A 22174-nucleotide genomic window follows, 5' to 3' on the forward strand; every position below is an offset into this window, starting at 1 on the left:
CGCGTTGCGACTTGCTTCGCTTTGTTTTCCCAAACCACGGACTTACTTCCGTGGCTTTGACATGTCGTCACGACCGTGACTAAGCAGGTACATAGAAGTGATTCGGTATAACGACAATTCCGCAGATCGTGATCGATTCGGCGTAGGCCGGACCAAGGAGCCTAAGCGACGCAGTTCCGGCACGACTGAGCAAGTGAATGTCGGAACTCGCAAAGCCTCGGTCCGGCCTACCGTTCGCGGCAGTTTCGCCAGATGATTCCTGCATAACTGCTTAACCATTCGCGAGATACTGGATCCAGCTAAACGCTAAAGGGACAGCGACACGACTTGTCCAGAGCGAATTTCAGGCAGTCCAGCGATAGCTTTGGTTGAACGTAGGAACCATGGTTAGCATCAAACGACCGATACACCGAAAAACTCCAGCCTAGGTGCTTAGAGCTCCATTTCCCCTCCGCAGGACGCTTTGAACCTGCCTAGCTGGAGGTCGATGACAACAAGACGGCGGAACCTTCTGTGATAGAACAGCAAGTCAATCTAACAGTCTTCGTCGTCGATTTTGATGCGGTGCCGGCGACCGACAAACGCGAAGTCCGTTCCAAGTTCCAGAATGAATGTTTCCAATTCTCGCAGGGTGCCCTGCCGGGGGAGCTTTAAGAACATCGTCCACGAGATGCCGTGCGTGCCAATGCAAAACGGCGTTCCTTGTTCAGGAACGCCGTGGATGCATTGGTTGGGGTACCGACGCGTGAGGGGATGCTCACGCGGGGTAACCGATGGAAACGGCGAGTCTTAGGCGACTGGCTTCTTCATGAACTTGGTTTCGGCAGCGATGTCGCTGTCGTCTGGCGTGGCGTCGCTATCGACGTCGAACCACTCCTCTTCGAACTTCATGTATCCGCTTTCACCGCGGTTGGCGCGTTTCAGTGCCACGTTGGTTCCCAACGCGATCACCGCGTCACCCATTGCGACGGCAGGGTAGCAACGCGGTTTGTTTTCGCCATCTGGGTTGCGGATGCAGTACGCCCAGTGCTCGATCTCTTCTTGATATCCGCGGCTGACTGGACCCGATGCTGCTGCTTGGGCGACAGGTGCGGCGAAGTCACCGGATGCGGACGTATCGAGGGCATATCCGCCGCCCTTCTTGGCAACGCCGGCTTTGCTGCTCGTGTCGCTACCGCGGTACAGATAAACGTCGGTTTCTTTGTCCATCACCAACGTCCCCTTGGTCCCCATGACGACTTCGCCCCATCCTCCGAAACCGTTGCCGTTGATCGACGAGTAGGTCACAACAACCTTCTTGTTCGGGTCGGTTTCGTATCCGGCGACAGGATCGATTTGCTCGTAACCGCCTTTGACTTTCTTCGACTTCGGATAGTTTTCCACCCGGTCGTAGTAGCCGACATCGAACGACGGTGCGTACTCAGGGCCAGGGAACTCGTACATGCAGTAGATGTGGTCGCCGACTTCGCGGTCGAGCGGCATGATGTGACGTCCACCAACCGCGTGCACGGAGAGTGGGTGCACTTTCTTGCCGTCATCCCGCAGCGAGCTGAGGAAGATACTCACGGCGTCGAGTTGGTGCGAACCGAGTTCGGCCATCAGACCGGCACCGGTGCGTTGGAACAATCGCCAACGGTGAAGTTCTTCGGCGGCGGTGAATAGCTTGTCGCCGACGGAGAAATCTTTGTATCCGAATTTTTTGGGATCGACGTTCTTGTCCGCATCCCACGCTTCCCACAGAGCGATTTCCTGTTGCAAACGGATTTGCTCATCGGGGTCGCGTGTTTCTTTGAGGGCCTTCCGACGATATTCGAGGTCCTTGGCGATTCGGTCGAATCGTTCTGAACCGATCATTTCCCCGCCCGGAATCGGCATCGACCAGCTGTCGGCACCGGGAACATTCCCGCGGTGCCATTGGGCGCGGATGTGGTGCAATTGGCCGAGCAGTCCCCAGCGGATCAGGTTGACCGCGTTTTCGTATTTCACGTTGTAGTGGCGTTGGTGCCCGGTCGCCAAGTGAATCGGGTTGCCGTTTTTGTCTTCCAATTCCGCAGCCATCCGAGCCATGACTTTACACTGGGCCACATTGTGGGCCATCAGTTTCTCAGTCAGCACGTGCAGTCCACGTTCCATCGCGAGTGCCGCAACCGGTGCGTGCAACCACAATGGCAATGCGATGATAACGGCTTCGATATCGGGATGATCGAGGCATTCCATGATGCCACCGTTGCTGCCGTCATAAACCTTGACGTTACGACGTGCTTCGGCTTCATCCTTGTATCCAGCAATACGGATCAAACCGGGGCGTCGTTGCAGTGCCGACGGGCTCGACCAGTCACCGTGGAACGCCCGGTGTTGGCTGTAGGGGCGAATGTCACAGATCGCTTTGACATCGACGTACTCGGGGTTGCAACCACCGATCAACACGTTGCCCTCGTCTCCGGTGCCGATCACGGCGACCCGGACGGGATCCTTGACTTTGCCATACCCAAAGTAAGCAGCTCCGACACCCGCACCACCGGCGGCTCCGGCTGCGACAACACCTCGCAGAAAATCGCGGCGGTTGACATCGTAGTAACTGCCGACGGCGTTGTAGTAATTTGATTCGCCAACGTCACGTTGGTCTTTGGAGAGTTTGTCAACCATCGCAGTGAATTTCCCGTCGGGGGTGATGCTTATGAGGTGAGTGAGTTTGGAGGGAGGTTGTTGAGTCGTCGCTTGGGGCCCTTAACTCAACCGATCGGCCGCGAGCTGGATTAACCAGCCTTATGGCCCGGCCCGCAGACTTTTCGAACAATCAGGTGAAGGAAGAAATCGAGCCCGGCAAACCGCCCCGCACCCGTCGCGGCGAGGACAAAACAAGCTAAAGCTTCGATCAATTGATAGTTCGACGATCCCGGACCGGTGGTCGGTGGGAACTGGCTCAGGAAGACAGAAAACAAGAACACGCCCAGGGCGAGCGAGGCGACGGAAGTGAACAAGCCCAGGATCAAGCACCATCCCAATGCCATGTCAAAATACGGGATGATGACGTCGATCACGCTGGTATCCATCATCGCGAGTCGCGGCCTCACCAGTCGGTACGGAGGACGGCGGGCGATCTGTTCGTCGGTGGCGAGCTTATTTTGCGCCGTTTCGTAATTTTCCCAAATCATGTCGATTTGGTCCAATGTCGGCGTGATCAATTTGGTCAGTTCTTTACGGACGGTTTCGCGTTGGCCGCCAAGGGAACTGACGCCGTCACGGACCGGGTCGGAGTCGAGTTTTTCGATCCGGCCGAGCCCCAGTTTGAACTCTTCGATCTCACTCTCGTTGAGCTCGATCACGTAATTGTATTGCTCGACGGCCATGGCGTAGTTTCGCTGAGCGTCAGCCTGCTGGGCATCGTCGAATCCATAGTGTCTGGCGACGTTATCGCGATAGGTCGCCCAAACGACCTTCGTGCGTTCGAGATCCAACCGCATCGCACCGTCGTAATCCCAGACCATTTTGCGGAATTCACCCGCAAACGGACCCGTCGCATTGGCGAAGAACGGTTTCGCGGTCCAGTCGCCCTGTTGGTATTTTTCGGTGCCCTCGCTGAGAAAGTGATATCCGATCGTGATCCGCAGGATCACCAGCATCACAATTGCGATGTGTCCAAGAATTCGCGGTGAGAGCCCATAACCGACGGCCAGACGAATCGGGAGAAGCAGGATTTTGGCCACTAAGGAGGGCTCCAGAAATGGTTGAGGCGGGATCGGATGCTTTCGCAACGACGCGCGACAGTATGCCAGCTGCGTATTCGTTCGCCAAGCATTGTCGCAGAAAAAGTAATGATGTGCGACAATCGATCGACTTCGACATCGCATAATCTTACAAACCGGCAACGCTAAATCATCGCGGCCCCAAAGTCTAATCGGTTACAATCCGCCCCGGTGCCCCATTCCTCCCGTTTTCCGATTGGACGCTGATCTCCATGCCCACGCTTCTCTTGCTCAGCCTCCTGTTTGTGCTTTTTACCGCCACGACGTGCTGTGCGGCGGAGCCCCTGAATCTGCGGATGCTCGATCAACTTACTAACAACGAACGACTGAAGATTGTTGACAACCGGATCCTCCTGGTTCCAGGCGAAGATCACACCTCGATCCAGATTCCTCGAGTCTTCGCCGCCCTCAAGTCTGCAAACTGGTTGACCGCGGACGAAAACACTGGCCTGACTGTTGCGCCCGAACCCGATTACTGGCTCATTCGCTGGGACGACCGGCCCGCTGGCGCCAAAGAGATCGAGCTCGTGTTTGATACTGCGGTACAGTTCGGAGGCGATCTCAAAGCGTCCGAGCAACTCGGCGACGGCCGGATCAACATGCACGCCTTCGAAGCCACCACGACAGGCGAAAAGCTCCGCTACGAACCTCAGCCCTATAAGAACACGGTCGGATTTTGGATCGATCCAGGTGATTTCGCCGCCTGGACGATTAACGTCGAACAACCGGGCAACTTCAACGTGGGGTTACTGCAAGGGTGTGGGGCGGGACAAGGCGGCAGCCAAGCCGTGCTCAGCGTCAGCCCACAAGTAGCCAGCCCACACGCCGCGACTCCCGACAACGCCCCGGTTTCCGAATTAGAATTTGAAGTCGTCGAGACGGGCCACTTCCAGAACTTCGTCTGGCGAAACATTGGCGAAATCGCCATCGCGGAACCGGGAGTCTACACCGTCAAGCTGCGTCCCCAGCGGATCGCGGTGAAGGCATTGATGGATGTCCGGCAAATCCAACTGGTGCGGCGTCCGTCGCCATAGCCCCCTCATCTTGACAGCGATCAAACAGTATTGTGTCCCACTGAAGTCCGAATTGTCTCTCCCGATTGAGGTAGTCCCCATGAAATTCGCTTTGAATCGACCGTTTTCGACCTTGGTGATCGCGGTTTGCCTGGCCTCGTTTGCCACTGTTGCCGCCGTCGCTGTCGGTGACGAAGCCCCCGCAGCGGCTTCGCCCACAAAGGTCACCGTGTTCGAGTCCGGAACGCTCGTCGTTCCCCCCGAATTCAAACCGGCCCCCAAAGCGAACAACATCATCGAACACGAGTTCGCCGCGAGCGCCGGCGAAGGAGACAATGTCGAAACCGCACGCGTCACGATGATGCCCGCCAGCGGTGGAGTGAAAGCCAACATCGATCGCTGGATCGGTCAGTTCAGCAGCACGGATCGCAAGACGGTCGGGCCGAAGGAAACCGAGAGTGGAGGTTGGACCGTACACGTCGTCGAAGTTTCGGGACAATACTCCGAACGCATGGGTGGCGGCCCCTTCGCAGGTGGCCGCGTGGTGCGTCGCGAAGGCTACGCCATGATGGGTGCGATTTTGGTCGAACCCGAAGGCGACGCACCGCATCGCCGTCAATACTTCGTCAAGATGATCGGCCCGGAGTCGGTCATCAAAGCAAATGGCGAAGCCTTTAAGAAAATGGTCAACTCCGTCGGTCAGTAACGACAACTCGCGTGAATACTCAATCCTTCTTAGAACACCACGGTATCCTTCGGAATCCTTTCGCAGAGGAGGACGCTCAAACCGACCCGGTGTTCAAACAGCACTGCATCCGCAACGCCTACCATCCCGCTTGGGACAAGGTCTACGGCGATCCGACCGAACCAGCCACCGCGATCATCTTCGGGCCCAAAGGCTCTGGGAAAACGGCGATGCGGTTACAGGTGGATCGGCATTTGATGCAGTACAACGAACAGCACCCTGACGACAGGGTCTACATCCTGCGTTATGACGATTTCAATCCGTTCCTGGATCACTTCTGCGAACGAATCGGCAAACGCGCGGCGCGGAAACCCGAAAAGGCGCTCGACGCGTGGCGTTTGTGGGATCACATGGATTCGATCATGTGCATCGGCGTGACGCAGTTGGTGGACCAGGTGTTGGCCGACGACACCGACTTCCGCCCTCGGGCAGACGACGGCAATCGCATCGCCCCGGACCGGATCTCACGTCTTGATCGCAACGATGCGCGCGACCTGCTGTTGTTGGCGGCGTGTTACGACCAATCGACTTCGTCGACCTTCACCGGGCGTTTCAAACAATTGCGTCATCGGCTGGGGTATCACAATTGGACCGCTTCGATCGACTTCTACTTCGCGGTCGTGTGGTCGATTTTGGTCACGGGAGTGATCGGCTGGCTGTTTTTGAATTCGGCCGATGAGGAAGGCGTGATGACGTGGAATCTGCTTTGGTTGATTCCGATCCTCATCTTTTTTGGAAAACTGCCCTACGTCATCCGCTTGGTGAAAAACCACTTTGCCGCCGCCGGGATCCATCGGCACATGCGTGTGGGCAAACGCGAGACCGGTGCGGTTCGCAAGGTGCTGATGCAGTTCCCGTCCAAGGAACTCGAGAGCCAGCCGATGCCGCGGTATGACCGAACGGACGATCGTTATGAACTACTCCGCAAATTCCAGGGCGTGCTCTCACGGATCGGTTTTGACGGCATGATCGTGTTGATGGACCGAGTCGACGAGCCCCACATGACGGGCGGCAAACCGGAGCTGATGCGTCGGTTCGTTTGGCCGTTGCTTGACAATAAATTGCTCAAGCACCCTGGACTCGGCTTTAAAATGATGTTGCCGGAGGAACTGTACCGGGACACCGAACGTGAAACGCGAGAGTTTCATGAACGGGCGCGTTTGGACAAACAGAATGTGATTCCTGCATTTCAGTGGACAGGCGAATCGCTCTACGATCTCACTCGTGCGCGGATGCAGGCCTGCGCCGCCGACGGCAAATCGCCCGAACCGAAGGATCTTTTTGAGGACTCGTTGTCGTATGAAAAGATGCTCGTTTCGTTCGAGTCACTGCGGGTTCCGCGGCATTTATTCCGCTTCCTCTATCGTGTGCTCTCCGAACACTGCAACCATTTCACTGATTCTGCCCCCCAGTTCAAAATCGAAAAATCGACCTTTGAGACGTCCTTGGCGGTTTACGTTCGGGAAATGTCACGGGAGTGAACAATAACCATTCCCGCAAATAATTAAAAAAGATACGATTAGGGTGATTTTGACGGTCACCAGCGCTCGATAAAATCCCTCAAGTCCCTACAATCGCGCCTCGGCGCGTTTCTGGGTCTTCGTCACCCCAGGCAAACGGGTTTTTCATAACAAACGGTCGCCGACGAATCGTGAGTCCCCGCTCGAAACCTTCGACGTGGGGCAATGAAACGCCGTCACCAGCCAATCGCCGTCAATATCTCGATCTCGCCCCAGACGTTCGGAACACCAAACACACCGGACTGCGATTCGTGTACCTCACCAACTGACTCGGTTTCGCACGACCGCCCATCGCCCTTTGCCGCTTACTCCCCAGCCCTCTCCGCTCCTTCCATGATTGAAACCAGCACTTCTTCCGCCACCTCGAAGACTGTCGAAACCGTCTCTGGCATCACCGTGCGATTGTGCGGCGACTCGGGCGACGGGATGCAGTTGCTCGGCACCCAGTTGACGAATACTTCGGCGCTGGCTGGCAACGACGTGGCGACATTCCCCGATTTCCCAGCGGAAATTCGTGCCCCACGTGGGACGCGGGCGGGCGTTTCCGGATTCCAGGTGCAGTTCGCGAGCAAGGAGATTTTCACTCCGGGCGATACGCTCGACGCACTCGTCGTGATGAACCCGGCGGCCATGGTCACGAACATCGGTGACCTCCGCAAAGGCGGGATCCTGATCGCCAACGAAGACGGTTTCAACGACAAGGAATACAAGCTCGCCAAAGTTGAGAGCAATCCGCTCGACGCAGACGTGATCGAGCAATCCTACCGCGTCGTCCGCGTCTCCATGACGGAACTCACCCGTGAAGCTGTCAGCGGATTCGGCTTGAGCACCAAGTTCGCCGATCGCTGCAAAAACTTCTTCGCCATGGGGCTCGTCTATTGGTTGTTTGGTCGTTCACTCGACCCGACCCTGCGGTTCATCGAAGAGAAGTTTTCGAAGAAGCCTGACATCATGAACGCAAACATCGCGGCGCTGCGTGCCGGATGGGCGTATGGTGAAACGACCGAAGTTTTCGGCGAGAGCTACCAAGTCGAAGCCGCCAAACTCGAGCCTGGCACGTACCGGAACATCATGGGCAACCAGGCTCTCGCGTGGGGCTTGATCGCCGCGTCGAAGGTCAGTGGCAAGGACCTGTTCTATGGAACGTATCCGATCACGCCAGCGTCGGACATTTTGCATGAACTGACCAAGTACAAAAACTTCGGTGTGCGAACCTTCCAAGCCGAAGATGAGATCGCCGCGGTCTGTGCGACGATCGGTGCGGCGTTCGGCGGAACGATGGCCGTCACCGCGAGCAGCGGCCCCGGGATTGCCCTCAAAGGCGAAGCGATGGGCCTCGGCGTGATGCTCGAACTGCCGATGATCATCATCAACGTGCAACGCGGCGGACCGAGCACAGGCTTGCCCACCAAAACCGAACAGAGCGACCTGTTGCAGGTGATGTTCGGACGTAACGGCGAAGCCCCCATGCCCGTGCTCGCGCCACGTTCGCCTGGCGACTGTTTCGCGATGGCCGTTGAGGCTTGGCGAATCGCCACCGAATGCATGGTGCCGGTCATGCTGTTGTCCGATGGATACATCGCCAACGGTAGCGAGCCGTGGAAGATTCCCGACATCAAGGACCTTCCCGAAATCAAATGCTCGCACCCCGTTGCGAGCGATTCGGATGAACCGTTCTTGCCATACGGCCGAGATGAAAACTTGGCCCGTCCGTGGGCGATCCCCGGCACTCCCGAATTGATGCACCGCGTCGGTGGGTTGGAAAAAGAAGACGGCACCGGCAATGTGTCGTACGATCCCGACAACCACCAACACATGGTCGAAACCCGCGCGGCGAAGGTTGCCAAGATCGCAGAACGACTTCCCGAGCAAGACGTCTTCGGCCCCACCTCCGGTGATGTGTTGGTCGTCTCTTGGGGCGGCACCTATGGTGCTTGCTTGACAGCCGTCGCCCGTTGCCGGGACGCAGGTCATGACGTCAGCCACGCTCACATCCGATACATGAATCCGCTGCCATCGAACATCGGAACGTTGTTGCGTTCATTCCGTACTGTCATCGTGCCGGAATTGAACGCCGGTCAATTGCGAATGCTATTGCGTGCTGAATACCTCGTCGATTGCGTGGGTATCAACAAGGTCAAAGGGAAACCTTTCGCCGTCAGTGAACTGGTGGATGCGATCACGCATCACGCGACCACCCACCAGGCCGCAACACACCAAGCCGCATCGCATCGCCAAACCAAAGCCGGATGATGTTGGGCCTCCTCGACACGACCAGCTCGCTCTGACGAGCCTGCGTGTTTGGCCGGCAGAAGATCGACGCACGTTGATCTCGATGCCACCCGATATCGGTTTCCCCTCATTTCCCAACATTTTCCCGCCCACCGTCCTCAGCCCTCAGTTCTCAAACAATGAATCTTCCTGTCCTGAAAGCTGCTGATTTCGCTTCCGATCAAGACGTCCGCTGGTGCCCCGGCTGTGGCGACTACTCGATCCTCGCGCAAATGAAAAAGGTGTTGCCCGAACTCGGGTATCCTCGCGAAAAGACCGTCTTCATCAGCGGAATCGGTTGCAGCAGCCGATTCCCGTACTACATGAACACGTACGGAATGCACAGCATTCACGGGCGTGCACCGACGTTCGCCACCGGTCTCAAATCGACCCGCCCGGAACTCATGGTGTGGGTCATCACGGGTGACGGTGACTCGCTGTCGATCGGTGGCAACCACTTCATTCACTGCCTGCGGCGAAACTTGGACGTCAACATCGTCCTGTTCAACAACCGGATTTACGGATTGACCAAAGGCCAGTACAGCCCGACGAGTGCGGAAGGGCAGATCACCAAGAGCACGCCGATGGGCGCGATCGATCACCCGCTCAGCCCGCTGTCGCTAGCACTGGCCGCCGAAGCGACGTTTGTCGCCCGCAGCATCGACGCCCACGTCAAACACCTCGGCGAGACGCTTAAGGCAGCCGCCGAACACAAGGGCACATCGCTGGTCGAAGTTTATCAAAACTGCAACGTGTTCAACGACGGTGCGATGGCGTACGCCCAAGAGAAAAAACAACGTGCCGAGAACGTGATCGAACTCGAACACGGCAAGCCGTTGATTTTTGGTGCCAAGGGAGACAAAGGCATTCGTTTGACCGGCAACCATTTGGAAGTCGTCAACACGGCCGACGTGCCCGCGGACGACCTGCTGATCCACGACGCACACGATCCGAATCCCGCGATTCAAATGATGCTCGCGAGAATGCGGTATCCCGAAATGCCCGAACCGATCGGCGTGTTGCGTGCCGTCGAAGGCGTGGCGACTTACAACGACCAGATCAACGAACAAGTCACCGCCGCCAAGGCGAAGAAGGGTGAAGGGGACCTGACGGCTCTCTTCCATTCCGGCGACACTTGGCAGGTCGCCTGAAATTCGTCGTGATTGACGAGCGAACGGAGGGGGGTGATTCCAGTGAATTCACAACCCCTGTCGCTTTGAAATGCCCGACGAATCTACCGTTATCATCAACGCACAACCCCCAACAGCAAGAAGCGAATCGCTGGACGTTAAGTGCACACTAGGAGAATTTTCATGGCTCGTGGAACGACTTTCGCCAACGTAACCCGCACCATTGGTGACACGCCTATGGTGCAGATCAACCGTTTGATTCCAGCCGGCGGTGCAACGGTATTTGCCAAATGCGAGTTCTTTCAGCCGCTCAATAGCGTCAAGGACCGGATCGGCGTGGCGATGATCGAAGCCGGCGAGCGTGATGGTCATATCAACTCGGGCACGCACATCATTGAGCCGACGAGCGGCAACACGGGGATCGCGCTGGCGTTCGTTTGTGCCGCCAAGGGATACAAGCTGACGCTGACGATGCCGGAATCGATGTCTGTCGAACGCCGCGCGTTGCTCCGCGCCATGGGTGCGAACCTCGTCCTGACTCCCGCCGGGGACGGCATGAAAGGCGCCATCGACACCGCTCAAAACCTCGTCGACAAGACCGACAACGCGTTCATGCCGCAGCAGTTTGAAAACCCCGCCAACCCGGCGATTCACGAGGCCACGACCGGCCCTGAAATTTGGGAAGACAGCGGTCATGACATCGACGCCATTGTCGCTGGCGTCGGCACCGGAGGAACGATCACCGGCGTGGCCCGGTTCTTGAAAAAACAAAATCCGAACTTCAAGGCGTTCGCGGTCGAGCCAACCCACTCGCCCGTCATCAGCGGCGGATCGCCTGGCAAACACCGCATCCAAGGTATCGGTGCCGGTTTCATTCCCGGCAACTTGGACACATCGATCATCGATGACGTCGTGCAGGTCGACGACGAAGACGCGTTCACCTGGGGCCGTCGATTGGCCAAGGAAGAAGGCATCGTCGCCGGGATCAGCAGCGGAGCAAACATTTGCGCCGCCGCTCAAATCGCCGCTCGTCCGGATATGAAGGGCAAACGGATCGTCACGATCATGTGTAGCCTCGGCGAACGCTACCTCAGCACCCCGCTGTTCGGCGACCTGGGACTGTAGGCACCCGGATTTCGGGTTCTTAATCGGCAACCCTTCGGACAGGCAACCTGCTGATCGATTCGCACCGATCGGCTCACCGCGGTGGTGTAGAATAGCGATTCCACTTCGCTCATTCACACTTCACGAATGGCATGCCTGCCCAGGCCCGCTCTTGAACCGCCGATACCAAACCCTAGCCGATTACGCGGCAATCGCGATCGCGCCGCTGCTCATCTTTTGGATGCTGTACAGCTTGGCCGGGTTCTTGATGCTGGTGCTCTACCACGGCAACTATCCACAACGCGTGATGTGGACTTTGTTCTGGTACACGATGGGCGCCACCGCACTGGCTCGGGTAACGATCGAAGAGAGCCGCAGCTACTCCTCGGTATACGCGACCGCGCTGGGTGCGGCGACGTTCTTCGTCATGTTGCGGTTTCTCGGCGATCCTATTTTTTCGGCCGCCATCATCATGACGATCGGTTATCTCGCGGACCGAATCGTCCATGACTGCACCATCGTTGACGACGGCATCGACAGCAGCGGGCAGGGACTCGTCGATAGTGCCCGCAAGTGGTTCGAGAATCTCCGGTCGTCACACACTCGACCTGCGATCGAAAACGAATCCCCCTCACCTCCGGCGAAGCAACGATCCGGCAAGCAAGGGCATCAGCCTGGACGGACGGTTCTGTACCTCGCCCTCGGCGCCCTCCCCCTGTTCGGAATCGGACAGTTTTTCCTGAGTGGCAATCCGTCAACTTGGGAGCGAGCCCGGTGGCTGTTGGCGTCGTACCTCTTCGCGAGTCTCTCGTTGCTGGTCGTCACCTCGTTCCTAAACCTGCGTCGCTATCTGCGGCAACGCAACACCGAGATGCCCGGTCACGTGACGATCGCTTGGGTGCTCGGCGGCATCGGAATCATCCTGCTGATCCTGATGTTCGCGTTCATTGCGCCGCTGCCCGGCCAAGCGATCGTGTCGTTTCGGATGCCGGACTTTCTAACCAATTCGCAACCGACCACCGCGAGTCAGTATGGATGGGGAGGCGAAGGCGCCGACCAACCGGGCAGCGAGGGTGACTCAAAAGGGGCTCCGAGGCCAGACGCCAAGACACCATCCGATGCACCGGGGCTTCCCACCACAGCACAAGCCGGAGCACCTCCCGGCGGCGACTCGGGCAATCGCGACGATGGTCCCACCGGCAAAAAGTCCGGTGGCAAGAAGGCGAGCGAAAAATCCGACGACGACTCGGGCAAGACCAAATCTGATGGATCGAAGCCGCAAGCAAACGGCGAGGGCGAAAAAGGCGACGGCAAGAAGGGCGACGACTCAAAAAGCGATTCCAAATCACCCGATCCCGATTCTCCTGATTCCAAATCACCCCAATCCAAACAGCCTCCCCCAGAAACCCAACCGTCCGACAGCAAACCGTCGGAGAGCGGCAAGAAGCCAGATTCCTCCCAACCATCCGATTCTCCCGAGTCAAAACAGCCGCAGGAAAATCAAGCTCCCCCCGAGTCCAACGATTCCGAATCCGACCCGAACCAACCCCAAGCTGAAGAGCCGTCCGATCCCGCGCAGAGCGATTCAGAGCAGATCCAACCGCAACCCAACGAGAATCAACCAAACGATTCCGAGCCCGAGACACCTGACTCCGAACCCGATGAGCGTGCTGAGCAAAAACCTGCCGAAGCCAGCGAACAGCCTGCCGAACCTCCAACACCGCCGGATCCGGGATCGTCGACCGACTGGTCGGGCATGCTGGCGGGATTGGGCGGGCTGATCAAATTCCTCGTGATCATCGGCCTCTTGGTCATTGTCGCCGTCTACATCTATCTCAATCACGCCGCCTTTCTTGCGTGGTGGAACCGTTTATTCGGCGAGCGTGACATGGGCCAGACGAGCGTCTTCGCCGACACTCCCGAGAGTGAACCGAGCGAACCGGCCAGACCGTTTTCCTCATTCGAGAACCCGATCGGTAAAGCTGACGCGGGACAAGTCGTTGTGGTGACGTTCCAGGCACTCGAAGCTTGGGGCCGCGAGCATGGCATCTCACGACAGGACGATGAAACACCGAACGAATACACACGGCGACTGGTCTCTCAATTCCCTAACCTCAAACAATCGGCGATACGTGTGGTCGATGCCTACAATCGCGTTGTCTACGGGCGTGCCGTCGCCGGCACCGAAGACGTGACCGCAGCTTCCTCGGTATGGCAAATCATGCGTCCTCAATTGTGACCCGCCCGCACGGTCAAGAACGGTTCGTTATGAGCGGACTCGCGTCCTGCCAATCAATTTTGAAGCCCCGATGTCACCTCCCAACGTTTTCTCAACTCATGTGCAATCGTTTTCATATTCGAACCAACCTGCATGCGATCTGCGAACACCTCCAAGCCCAAACGACGTTTGAGTTTGACGTTCCTCAAGAAGTCTTCCCGATGACGAAAGCACCGGTGGCCGTTCTCAACCGCGAGGGCATGCGTGAAATCCGGCCGATGACTTTTGGGATGGGCGATGCAAAAGGCAAATCGGGCGGCGCACGCTACATGCTCAACAACACGCGAATCGAGTCCCACACCAAATGGCCATGGAAAACCCCGTTCGAGAAATACCGATGCGTTGTCCCGATGACCTCGTTTCGCGAACCGTGTTATTGGGGCGAAACGGCGGGGACGGAAGTCAGTTTCGCGGCACCCAACGACGAGATCCTTTTGGCCGCCGCAATCTTTTCCTTCCGCAAGGATGCCCCCGATGATCCGGAACTTTCGATGAGCCTGATCATGCGACCGGCGCTGCCGTACGTGATGGAGCACGGCCATCATCGATCACCGTTCTTCTTGAAGAAGGATGGACTCGACGACTGGATGGATCGCAAACCCCGACCACCAGGCCGATCGCTCGAAGTATTGCGTGATTACGCATACGAACCCCCGCTCACCCATCAAGTCGATCGCGAGATGGCTGCGTCGTGGGTCAAACGCAAATCCGCCAACCTTAAGAAACGCGACGAACAACTCGCCGACATCGAAACAACGGGACCACTCGGTTTTGAGCTCCCAAGCTAACGATCCATTCACAATTTCTGCGGGACGTTTAACGCGATGTGATTGAGGTGTCCGGTTGCTGCGGGAACCTGTCCCTACGAAGCGTGATCTGATCAACGACATTGCGACATCGAGAGCCCAAGAGAAGGACACGCTCAAAAAGCACAAACTCTTATCTCGTGGCTCCTCTATGACTCGGTGGTTCTATTGCACGAATCTTTGGCGATCCGAATTTCAATCAACGCGAAATCGCCATCGGCTCCCCACCACACCGCGGTCTTCAATCCCTGACTGGGTCATGCAGATCGATAGCCTCCGCGGCTCACCAACGGGGGGCTGGTTGGCCAATGTGGGTAGAAAGTGCTACTTTCTTGGCTGACTCTTCTCCCCGCCCGATATGCGGACATTCCCCTCATGGCCACCTCTCACTCCTCCGGCAAAAAGACAACAACGGTAGCGGGCGTCGCGATCGCGTTGTTGATCGGCGGTTACACGCTGCTACGGCCTGCGATTAACGATGCGACGGGCTGGAATCTGCCTGCGATCGCTGAGCAAGATCATGGGGGCGTCGCTCAACTCGATGCGCCGACGGCTCAGTCGACAAAAACGACCGCCCCCCAACCCACCTCGGAAGCGAAAACGAAGCCCTCGACGACATCTGAGTCAAAAACGGATTCGCTCGAAAACCAAACCGCTCAATCCAAACCGATCAGTGCGACCTCGGTTGAACCGACGGAAGCCGATGATCCCTCGCTCAAATACGGATTGCTGCGCGAGATCGGAAATGACCGCTATATTTCGCCCGCCGGGTTGATGTACACACCCGGCAGCGCCGAGGGACATCGACTCGAACACTTGAAACGGCACACCGCCGATCAACCGGGCCGGCCCGGTAAACACGGGGTCTTTGATGGCGGCATGGAAGGTGCTTTGAAGACGATCGACAAAGCGTATGAGAATGCCAAAGCGGGCAAACGGACCACCAAGAAAACGGATCAAGACCGCACAATTTACACCGTCGACATGGGAAAACGTGTCGGCTTCGTCGGCGGGCGGGAAGGCAATCAACGACGCAAACCGATGGCGCGGCGAGTGCAATTGGTACTCGAAGGCAATCGCGTGATCACCGCCTACCCTCTCTAAGACCTTGAATCATTCCGTAAGGATAACAACGACGTGACACGACTCGAACCTGAATCGCATGATTCTCAATCTGGACCTCCTGGGGGCGCCGCGGACGACCACGAGGAGCTGCGTTTCTGCGTCGGACAATGTCCGATCTGCGACGGTGGCCTGTGCACCGTCCGTGTCTTCTTTGATGACACCGGTCCCGACAGCACCTCCGAACAAATCTCGCATGGCCTAGTTGCCTGTGACGAATGCGAAGCGATTTGGTTGCAACCGAACACTCGCGGAGTTCACGTCTACGCCAATTCAGAAACACCGTTGTGCCCGGTCAGCGGCAAACCGTTATACGACAATCGATTCAGCCGCTGGGCAAACGCTGCCGATGTCGCTTCTTTAGGTTGGTCCGACGCGATCGATCCTGCACTTACTCATGACCCACGTGGGGATCGATCCGATGCCTGAATCAAATGAACCGAATATGGACGCTGCAAACTTAACCGATCCTGACGAGTTGCTCGCCGTTACCCTCACACCGGACGTCGATCCGATCCAAGCTGGGCTGGCACTGAAAAAACTCGCCGACAACGAACAGATCAGCGGCGATATCCTGATCTCGAAGTTGGCAGACGCGTCCAAGCGGCTGCCTGACGCCGATCCCGCCGTCCTGGGAGGTCTGCTGCGTTTGCTCCATATGCGATGTCTGCAAGCCTTGGCTGGTGGCGATGAGGATGCCGTTCGTCGTTTGCAAATCGATTGGCTGGTCCGAGTCATCACGGCACTGTCACCGGAAGTTGCCAACCGGCACCTTCTGCTGCATTTGCTAGCGATCATACGCACACCTCAATCCCTCTCATCGCTGGTTCAAATCCTGACGGATTCTCCGCCACGTGGTTGGATGGCGGCTGGCCAAATCCTCAGCCCGCTCATGCAGCACAGTGACTGGCCGGTCGACTCCGTGTTCCCCGCGTTGCTGGACTGTTTGTCCGAGCCCTCTTTGGCGGCGCCGATTCTCGACCTCGCCGGTCATCTCGTCCGCAGCGGCCGGGTCACCGAACACCCCGCTGCCTCGCGTGCCGAGTCGCTCAATGGATTGCTGCGTCACGTCGCCCAACGGTTGGCGAAATTCGAAGAGGACCCTCGCAGCTTCGGCACCGATGTTGAACAGGTGCAGGCGATTTTGGGAGAGGCGGTCGCGTTGGCGGTTTCGCTATGCGATGCCGTCGGATTGATCGGCAGCGAAAGTTCAATCCCCGAACTCAACAAAGCCGCGGAACTTCGCCATCGCCGTGTCCAATGCGAAGCCGCTGGTGCGTTGGCGAGACTTGGCAACGAAGCTGGCATCGAACAACTGATCGCGTTAGCGGAAGAACCCTCGGCGCGTCTCCGCGCGATCGCATATGCCGACGAACTCGGGTTTGGCGATCGGATCGACGAATCGTTTCGAACGCCTTCCGCAAACGCGGAAGCCGAAGTCGCGTTGTGGTTGTCCCAACCGCAACAAATGGGCGTCCCGCCGACATCGGTGGAAGTGGTCGATTCGCGGCGGATGTTGTGGCCGAGCTTTCACGACCCCGTCGACGTGTTCCTCGTCCGATTCCAATACGACTTTGGCGATCGCAGCTACAGTAATATCGGTATAGCCGGACCAACCGTGTTCACTCTCAGTGCCGACGTGGCCGACCTGCCACCGGAAGACATCTACGCGATCTACGCGGGCTGGCACGCGGAACACGAAGACATCTTCACGGTACCTGCGGCGGAATTTAACGAGGCCCAGCGGAGATTGATCGAACCGCTACAGACGCACCTCGAACGGAATAGTTACGAAGACGTCAAAGTCGTCCTGCTTGGTTTCTTTTTGGAGGAGAACGCGGCCGTCTTTACCGCAACACGCGGTGGGATCGAATGCGTCGTCGTGACCGACGGCCTCGAAACGATCGATCTCCCTACCGTGGGGCGAATGCGTCCGGCCGGTCCGAACGATTTGTTCCACCTCTACAAGGGACGCAAAATGCTGCGAACCTTTAATCCACAAGGGATCTAACTCGATGAGACCGTTTCCCCTCGGACCGCTGTACGAAAGCCAAAATCGAATCCATCAAGAGTTCTTGGACTTTGCCGAACAATGGCAACGCACCCGCGACGGATGGCGAGACGAACCGGCTCGCAAGTTCGAGCAAGAATCGCTCTGTGACTTGGCGCCAACTCTGACGAGGGTTGCCGCGGCGATGCAGAACTTCGCCGATGCCTGCAGGCTGTCCGACCAACTCTTGCTCGACCCAGATCAGAATGAAGGTGCTTGAATCGTGGGCAACCGGCCACGTCGTACGCAGCGAATCACGTAAATGCGCAGTTGTGCCGCAGCCTGCATGCGGTCCGCTCGAGCAAATCGGAGTTTGCGGCAAACCAAGAACGACGCCAATTCCCCCGTTGCGCCATCTTGATGATGCCACACGTCACATTGCCGCGAGCTAATCGTTACAACCGGAATCGTCTGCACCTGATTTCAGATAACTACTGGCATCAAAATTGCGAGACGCAAAAGAAACGTCGAAACATCTGTTTATGACGTACGCTTTCTTGCGTATCACGATGTCACTAGAACCAAATATGCGAGACACAATCATGTTCGCTCCAATCAACACTCCGATCATCATCCAAACCGTTCACGGGCTGACTTACAAAGTCGCCGCGACTTCGAAACACGAAGAGAATGAGGATCCGCAATTGTCGCGGAAGACCAATCGGGTTGAAGCAAAGCCGAAATCATCGGATGATGAATCACGCTTGGCGTAATCACGGTCGCTCACGGTCATGTCGTTGGACTGATTTGTAAGTCCGACCGGTTCATCCCGATCGGAACAACAAACATCCCATGGTACGACACGAAGCGGATCGAGAGGACCTCCTCGTTGAAGGCGTCAACTTGCCCGAACGTGGTAGGATTTCCGATTCACGAGATGATCACGCTTGGGTTCTAGGATGGCGGAGTCCGGCGGCAGTGAGCGTGTTCGACGGCGTCGATCCGGTATTCCAGTTCAACACGAGTGGGCAACTGCGTCGGGTTTATCTCGATGGCCAAAAACTCGCTGCTCAGAACGGGCGTCTGTCCCAGATGGTTCGCACCGTCTCTGCAAACGGACGGATGACACTGCACCCGCAGGCTCTCTCGGACGAGCAACATTTGCGGGTGCACGATCGCTTGGCTCAGACCAAAGCTGAGCTACTCAAAACACTCAACTCTGGCCAGATCATCGTCGAGACGATTGGCATGGAGCAAACTGAGTTTCTAGAACGAGTCCGCCGTTGGTGCGACGACTCGCTACCGGTGCAAGTCGCCGACAGCCCCAACGTGGCCGGCTAACCGCGCATCACCACATCTCGCGGCATCGGCATTCACCAGGACGCTTTCGCGTTGGCCCCCGACCATACGTTGCGAACGATGTCATTTCGATTTCGGTTATCATGTGCCGAACCGAGCGATCGACACTGGCGTTGATCCGGTGCTCCCCAACATCCCCACCTCCCACCGATCCCATGTCGCCCACCATCCCGCCGCTCCCCGCCGCCCATCGTTATCCTGCACTCGTTTGCCTCCTTGCCAGCCTCTTGGCGTGTTCGTGGACGGTTTCGCCATTGCGTGCCGACGAACGGGTCACTCCCAAACGCCCAACTACGAGTGTCGAATCTGTAGAACGATTCGAAGCGAACGTTCGGGCGAGCGTGATCGACCCACGCGTCCGGGCCTACCCCGAAATCGATTTCTTGATTGACCAACCCGATGGGAAACCAGCCGACCTGCAGCAGGCTTGGTATGACCCACGAGTTCCTTCTCGCGGTCGGTTGGTCATTTGGCTGATGGCGCATAACTCGCCGCTTTTTGAACGACTCACCGGCTATGGCCTCCATGCGATGCGGGTGCACTATGCCAACCGCTGGTTCTCAAAGTGTTGTCAACAGACGCCGGTAGATCCTGAGTGTCGCGGGAACCTGCGGCTCGAGGCCGCGACCGGGTTGGATGCCAGTGATGAAGTCGATATCGCGAAACCCGATGCGATGGCCGAGCGTGCCTATCGGTTTGTAAAATGGTTGGCTGACGAAGAAGCCGAAGGCGATTGGGGGCAATTTTTGAACGCCGACAAATCAGACCTCGATTGGGACAAGGTTATCGTCGCGGGCAGCTCACACGGATCGACGACGGCGTCTCGCTTCGCCAAACATCAAAAAGTGGCACGCGTTGTTGCGTTGTGCGGCCCGCGGGACCAGCATCAAACATGGCAATCGCTGCCCTCAGCGACGCCCGCCAACCGCTACTTCGCGTTCTCCCACGTGCTCGATCAGGGATGGGTGGAGGACCACTATTGCCGCAGCTGGGAAATGCTCGGGCTCAATGAATTTGGTCCGATCGTCAACGTGGATCAATCCGCACCACCGTACGGAAATACTCGCCGGCTCGTGACCGATGCCGATGTCGGCGGCAACGCCGGCCGTGCCCACAGCAGTGTGACACCGGGCCGTGCCGCGGCAAAAGACTCGTCAACGGGTGCATACCTGCACGAACCGGTCTGGGAATACCTCTTCACGCACCCCGTGGATCAAGTCGGCAGCCCCGTTCCACGAGACCCCGGTTGCGACCACGACCAGAAACAGTAGCCCACAACAACAGCAACTCGGTGGGCATAAGCTCCGTGGCCTAGCCGACTTCCGGGGTTTCAGCGCCAATTCTTTCGTTTACCGTTACCGGTGCTTTTTCAGCATTGATAATAGATGTGAAACCGAACGGCTCGCGCCGATCCGCTACACGAACCACCGGTGAGTGCGAAGGTAGATGGCAGTGGGTGTGAGCCCTCCGGTTTGAACAGCTCAATGTTCAGGTTGGATAACGTACCAGTCGGCGATTGTCAGCCTTACCGGCTCGCCTCCTTCATTGGAAAATGACCCGACCAACATTCTCTGAAAGTTGTAGCTTGCGAGGGATCGACGTTCGACGCTCAATTGGTTGCTCGTAGCCATCGGCGGACAAATTCTCGGTGGATGCCAATCGGGGCCGCGGCACGATGCTCCACCCAATTGAGGTTTGCTAGCAGAGCAATGGTCAGGGTACCGGTTTACGAACCTTGTGGCGAAGTATTCATTGCGGCTCACCAACCCGAGCCCGACACTGAGTCGCCCCGATGGCTTCGTCATTCCGATTGTCTCCAAACATGAAGCGGCACCGGTTTCGGTACCGAATCAACCAACGGTTCGCCCCCCAAAAGCTCTGGTGGAGATGCATTATGATTCTGACGCAGAAATGAATTCGTTGATCTCCGTCTCCGTTCGCTGGTTCAATGCGTCGCATAAGCCTCCACGATCCACGCAGGGATGACCGTACGAATGCTGATACAAATCAACCCCCGCCACCGGTGTCCATCATGCGGCGTCCCGCGAATCGCCGAGTGTTACTTTGCCGCCATCCGCATCCCCATTTTTGGACGCAAACGCCCTCGATACGTGTGCATTTCCTGCCACACACACATTTGGTACCAAGCCGAACAGTCGATTGCCCTGCTTCTCGTGCGGATCTGCCTGTTCACACTTTTGCTGACGTGGGGACTCGGTATTCCCAGCATCGCGAGCATTCAATTTGGTCTGTATTTTGTTGTTTGTATCATCGTGGGCGTCCTGCTCACGATGATAGACGTGTTGCGTGGGACCGTGAAAGCGAAGCCGAGCACTCTCTTACAGGGTTAAAGTGAGGCGGAAGGGATAGCGCAGCGGACCATGTGAGGCGGCGGTCCTGATCACTAACTGGCAGCTTGCGTTTCACGCCTTTCTTGCTTTTGGCAATGGCAATGAACCTTTCAAGGCGATGAGGCCTCCGATTGCTACGTCTACTGTGTTTTCGCCTCGCAGGCCGAAAGCGTAAATGACAATCCAAGGTGGAGCGATCGGATTTTTTGGACAAACAAGCAGGTTTCCGAACCCGTCTACAACCAACACGATTGTCGAATCAAACCATCATGTGTCTTGTGCTCTACCTCGCGTCAAACGGGAAACTACCAGCGATCGACTGGGACGCATCCGCGCCGAGCTTCTACGTCACCCCAAACGATCCCGCTGCATCCAATGCCGCGGCTCAATTCACGAAAACGAACCTGGCCTACGTCGGCTCAGACAACGGTTGTGGATGCGGATTCCGAGCTGAACACGACTACGCGATTGATGATCCGGAGCAACTTGCTTCCAAAACCGACAACCAGCGGCGGTTACATGATTACTTGGTCGCTTGCCTCTCCGAAGAAGGTTCAGTGGAACTATTCAGTTGCTGGAGTGGCGACGAATCACTACCACGTGAACATGAGCGAACAGTCAAGATTTCAGAACTGCTGTCGGAAGATTTCTTTTTTCTTGAACGGCAACTGACGATCGTGACCGCAGACTCTGATTTCAATCCTCCGACAACGGATTCATGACCAACCCTGACCGTTCG

General features: G+C 57.2%; 19 protein-coding genes. 17 read left to right on the forward strand and 2 right to left on the reverse strand.

Going from position 1 to position 22174, the window contains the following annotated elements:
• Positions 1-789: 789 nt before the first annotated feature.
• Complete coding sequence (locus tag NB063_RS17310) at positions 790-2646, reverse strand: Gfo/Idh/MocA family protein (RefSeq protein WP_250930007.1); 1857 nt, start codon at positions 2644-2646, stop codon at positions 790-792.
• A 110-nt stretch (positions 2647-2756) separates the two neighbouring features.
• On the reverse strand, positions 2757-3707 hold the full coding sequence (locus NB063_RS17315; RefSeq protein WP_250930008.1) for a DoxX family protein: 951 nt from the start codon (positions 3705-3707) through the stop codon (positions 2757-2759).
• A 251-nt stretch (positions 3708-3958) separates the two neighbouring features.
• Between NB063_RS17315 and NB063_RS17320 the strand changes: the two genes are divergently transcribed.
• The 17 genes from NB063_RS17320 (at position 3959) to NB063_RS17400 (ending at position 22157) form a co-directional block, all read left to right on the forward strand.
• On the forward strand, positions 3959-4780 hold the full coding sequence (locus NB063_RS17320) for a carbohydrate-binding protein (protein ID WP_250930009.1): 822 nt from the start codon (positions 3959-3961) through the stop codon (positions 4778-4780).
• Between the two features lie 79 nt (positions 4781-4859).
• Positions 4860-5465: a gluconolactonase gene (locus NB063_RS17325; RefSeq protein ID WP_250930010.1), complete on the forward strand. Its 606-nt coding sequence runs from the start codon at positions 4860-4862 to the stop codon at positions 5463-5465.
• Between the two features lie 11 nt (positions 5466-5476).
• Positions 5477-6985 carry a hypothetical protein gene (locus NB063_RS17330; RefSeq protein WP_250930011.1) on the forward strand — a complete coding sequence of 503 codons (1509 nt, stop codon included), beginning with the start codon at positions 5477-5479 and terminating at the stop codon, positions 6983-6985.
• A 372-nt stretch (positions 6986-7357) separates the two neighbouring features.
• Entirely contained in the window at positions 7358-9277 is a 1920-nt protein-coding gene (locus tag NB063_RS17335; RefSeq protein ID WP_250930127.1) for a 2-oxoacid:acceptor oxidoreductase subunit alpha, read from the forward strand.
• A gap of 158 nt (positions 9278-9435) precedes the next feature.
• Positions 9436-10446 carry a 2-oxoacid:ferredoxin oxidoreductase subunit beta gene (locus tag NB063_RS17340; protein WP_250930012.1) on the forward strand — a complete coding sequence of 337 codons (1011 nt, stop codon included), beginning with the start codon at positions 9436-9438 and terminating at the stop codon, positions 10444-10446.
• A gap of 162 nt (positions 10447-10608) precedes the next feature.
• The gene (gene cysK, locus NB063_RS17345) at positions 10609-11550 is read left to right on the forward strand and encodes a cysteine synthase A (RefSeq protein WP_250930013.1); all 942 of its coding nucleotides are present in this window, start codon (positions 10609-10611) and stop codon (positions 11548-11550) included.
• A gap of 151 nt (positions 11551-11701) precedes the next feature.
• Positions 11702-13768 carry a DUF4129 domain-containing protein gene (locus tag NB063_RS17350; protein ID WP_250930014.1) on the forward strand — a complete coding sequence of 689 codons (2067 nt, stop codon included), beginning with the start codon at positions 11702-11704 and terminating at the stop codon, positions 13766-13768.
• 98 nt (positions 13769-13866) lie between these two features.
• Positions 13867-14595, forward strand: coding sequence for an SOS response-associated peptidase family protein (locus tag NB063_RS17355; protein WP_250930015.1), 729 nt, complete (start codon positions 13867-13869; stop codon positions 14593-14595).
• A gap of 393 nt (positions 14596-14988) precedes the next feature.
• The gene (locus NB063_RS17360; RefSeq protein WP_250930016.1) at positions 14989-15717 is read left to right on the forward strand and encodes a hypothetical protein; all 729 of its coding nucleotides are present in this window, start codon (positions 14989-14991) and stop codon (positions 15715-15717) included.
• 33 nt (positions 15718-15750) lie between these two features.
• The gene (locus NB063_RS17365; protein WP_250930017.1) at positions 15751-16164 is read left to right on the forward strand and encodes a hypothetical protein; all 414 of its coding nucleotides are present in this window, start codon (positions 15751-15753) and stop codon (positions 16162-16164) included.
• Positions 16157-17746, forward strand: coding sequence for a HEAT repeat domain-containing protein (locus NB063_RS17370; RefSeq protein WP_250930018.1), 1590 nt, complete (start codon positions 16157-16159; stop codon positions 17744-17746). Before NB063_RS17365 ends, NB063_RS17370 begins: the two co-directional genes overlap by 8 nt.
• Before the next feature lie 4 nt (positions 17747-17750).
• The gene (locus NB063_RS17375) at positions 17751-18005 is read left to right on the forward strand and encodes a hypothetical protein (RefSeq protein WP_250930019.1); all 255 of its coding nucleotides are present in this window, start codon (positions 17751-17753) and stop codon (positions 18003-18005) included.
• 289 nt (positions 18006-18294) lie between these two features.
• The gene (locus tag NB063_RS17380; RefSeq protein WP_250930020.1) at positions 18295-18498 is read left to right on the forward strand and encodes a hypothetical protein; all 204 of its coding nucleotides are present in this window, start codon (positions 18295-18297) and stop codon (positions 18496-18498) included.
• Positions 18499-18577: 79 nt separating this feature from the next.
• Positions 18578-19066, forward strand: a complete 489-nt coding sequence (locus tag NB063_RS17385; RefSeq protein ID WP_250930021.1) for a hypothetical protein — start codon at positions 18578-18580, stop codon at positions 19064-19066.
• A gap of 173 nt (positions 19067-19239) precedes the next feature.
• Positions 19240-20355, forward strand: coding sequence for a BPSS1187 family protein (locus NB063_RS17390; protein WP_250930022.1), 1116 nt, complete (start codon positions 19240-19242; stop codon positions 20353-20355).
• Positions 20356-21078: 723 nt separating this feature from the next.
• Positions 21079-21435, forward strand: coding sequence for a hypothetical protein (locus tag NB063_RS17395; protein ID WP_250930023.1), 357 nt, complete (start codon positions 21079-21081; stop codon positions 21433-21435).
• 269 nt (positions 21436-21704) lie between these two features.
• A complete protein-coding gene (locus NB063_RS17400) occupies positions 21705-22157 on the forward strand; it encodes a hypothetical protein (protein ID WP_250930024.1) in 453 nt (150 codons plus the stop codon).
• Positions 22158-22174: the final 17 nt, after the last annotated feature.

It is taken from the genome of Aporhodopirellula aestuarii (assembly GCF_023701485.1).
Taxonomy (GTDB): Bacteria; Planctomycetota; Planctomycetia; order Pirellulales; family Pirellulaceae; genus Rhodopirellula; species Rhodopirellula aestuarii.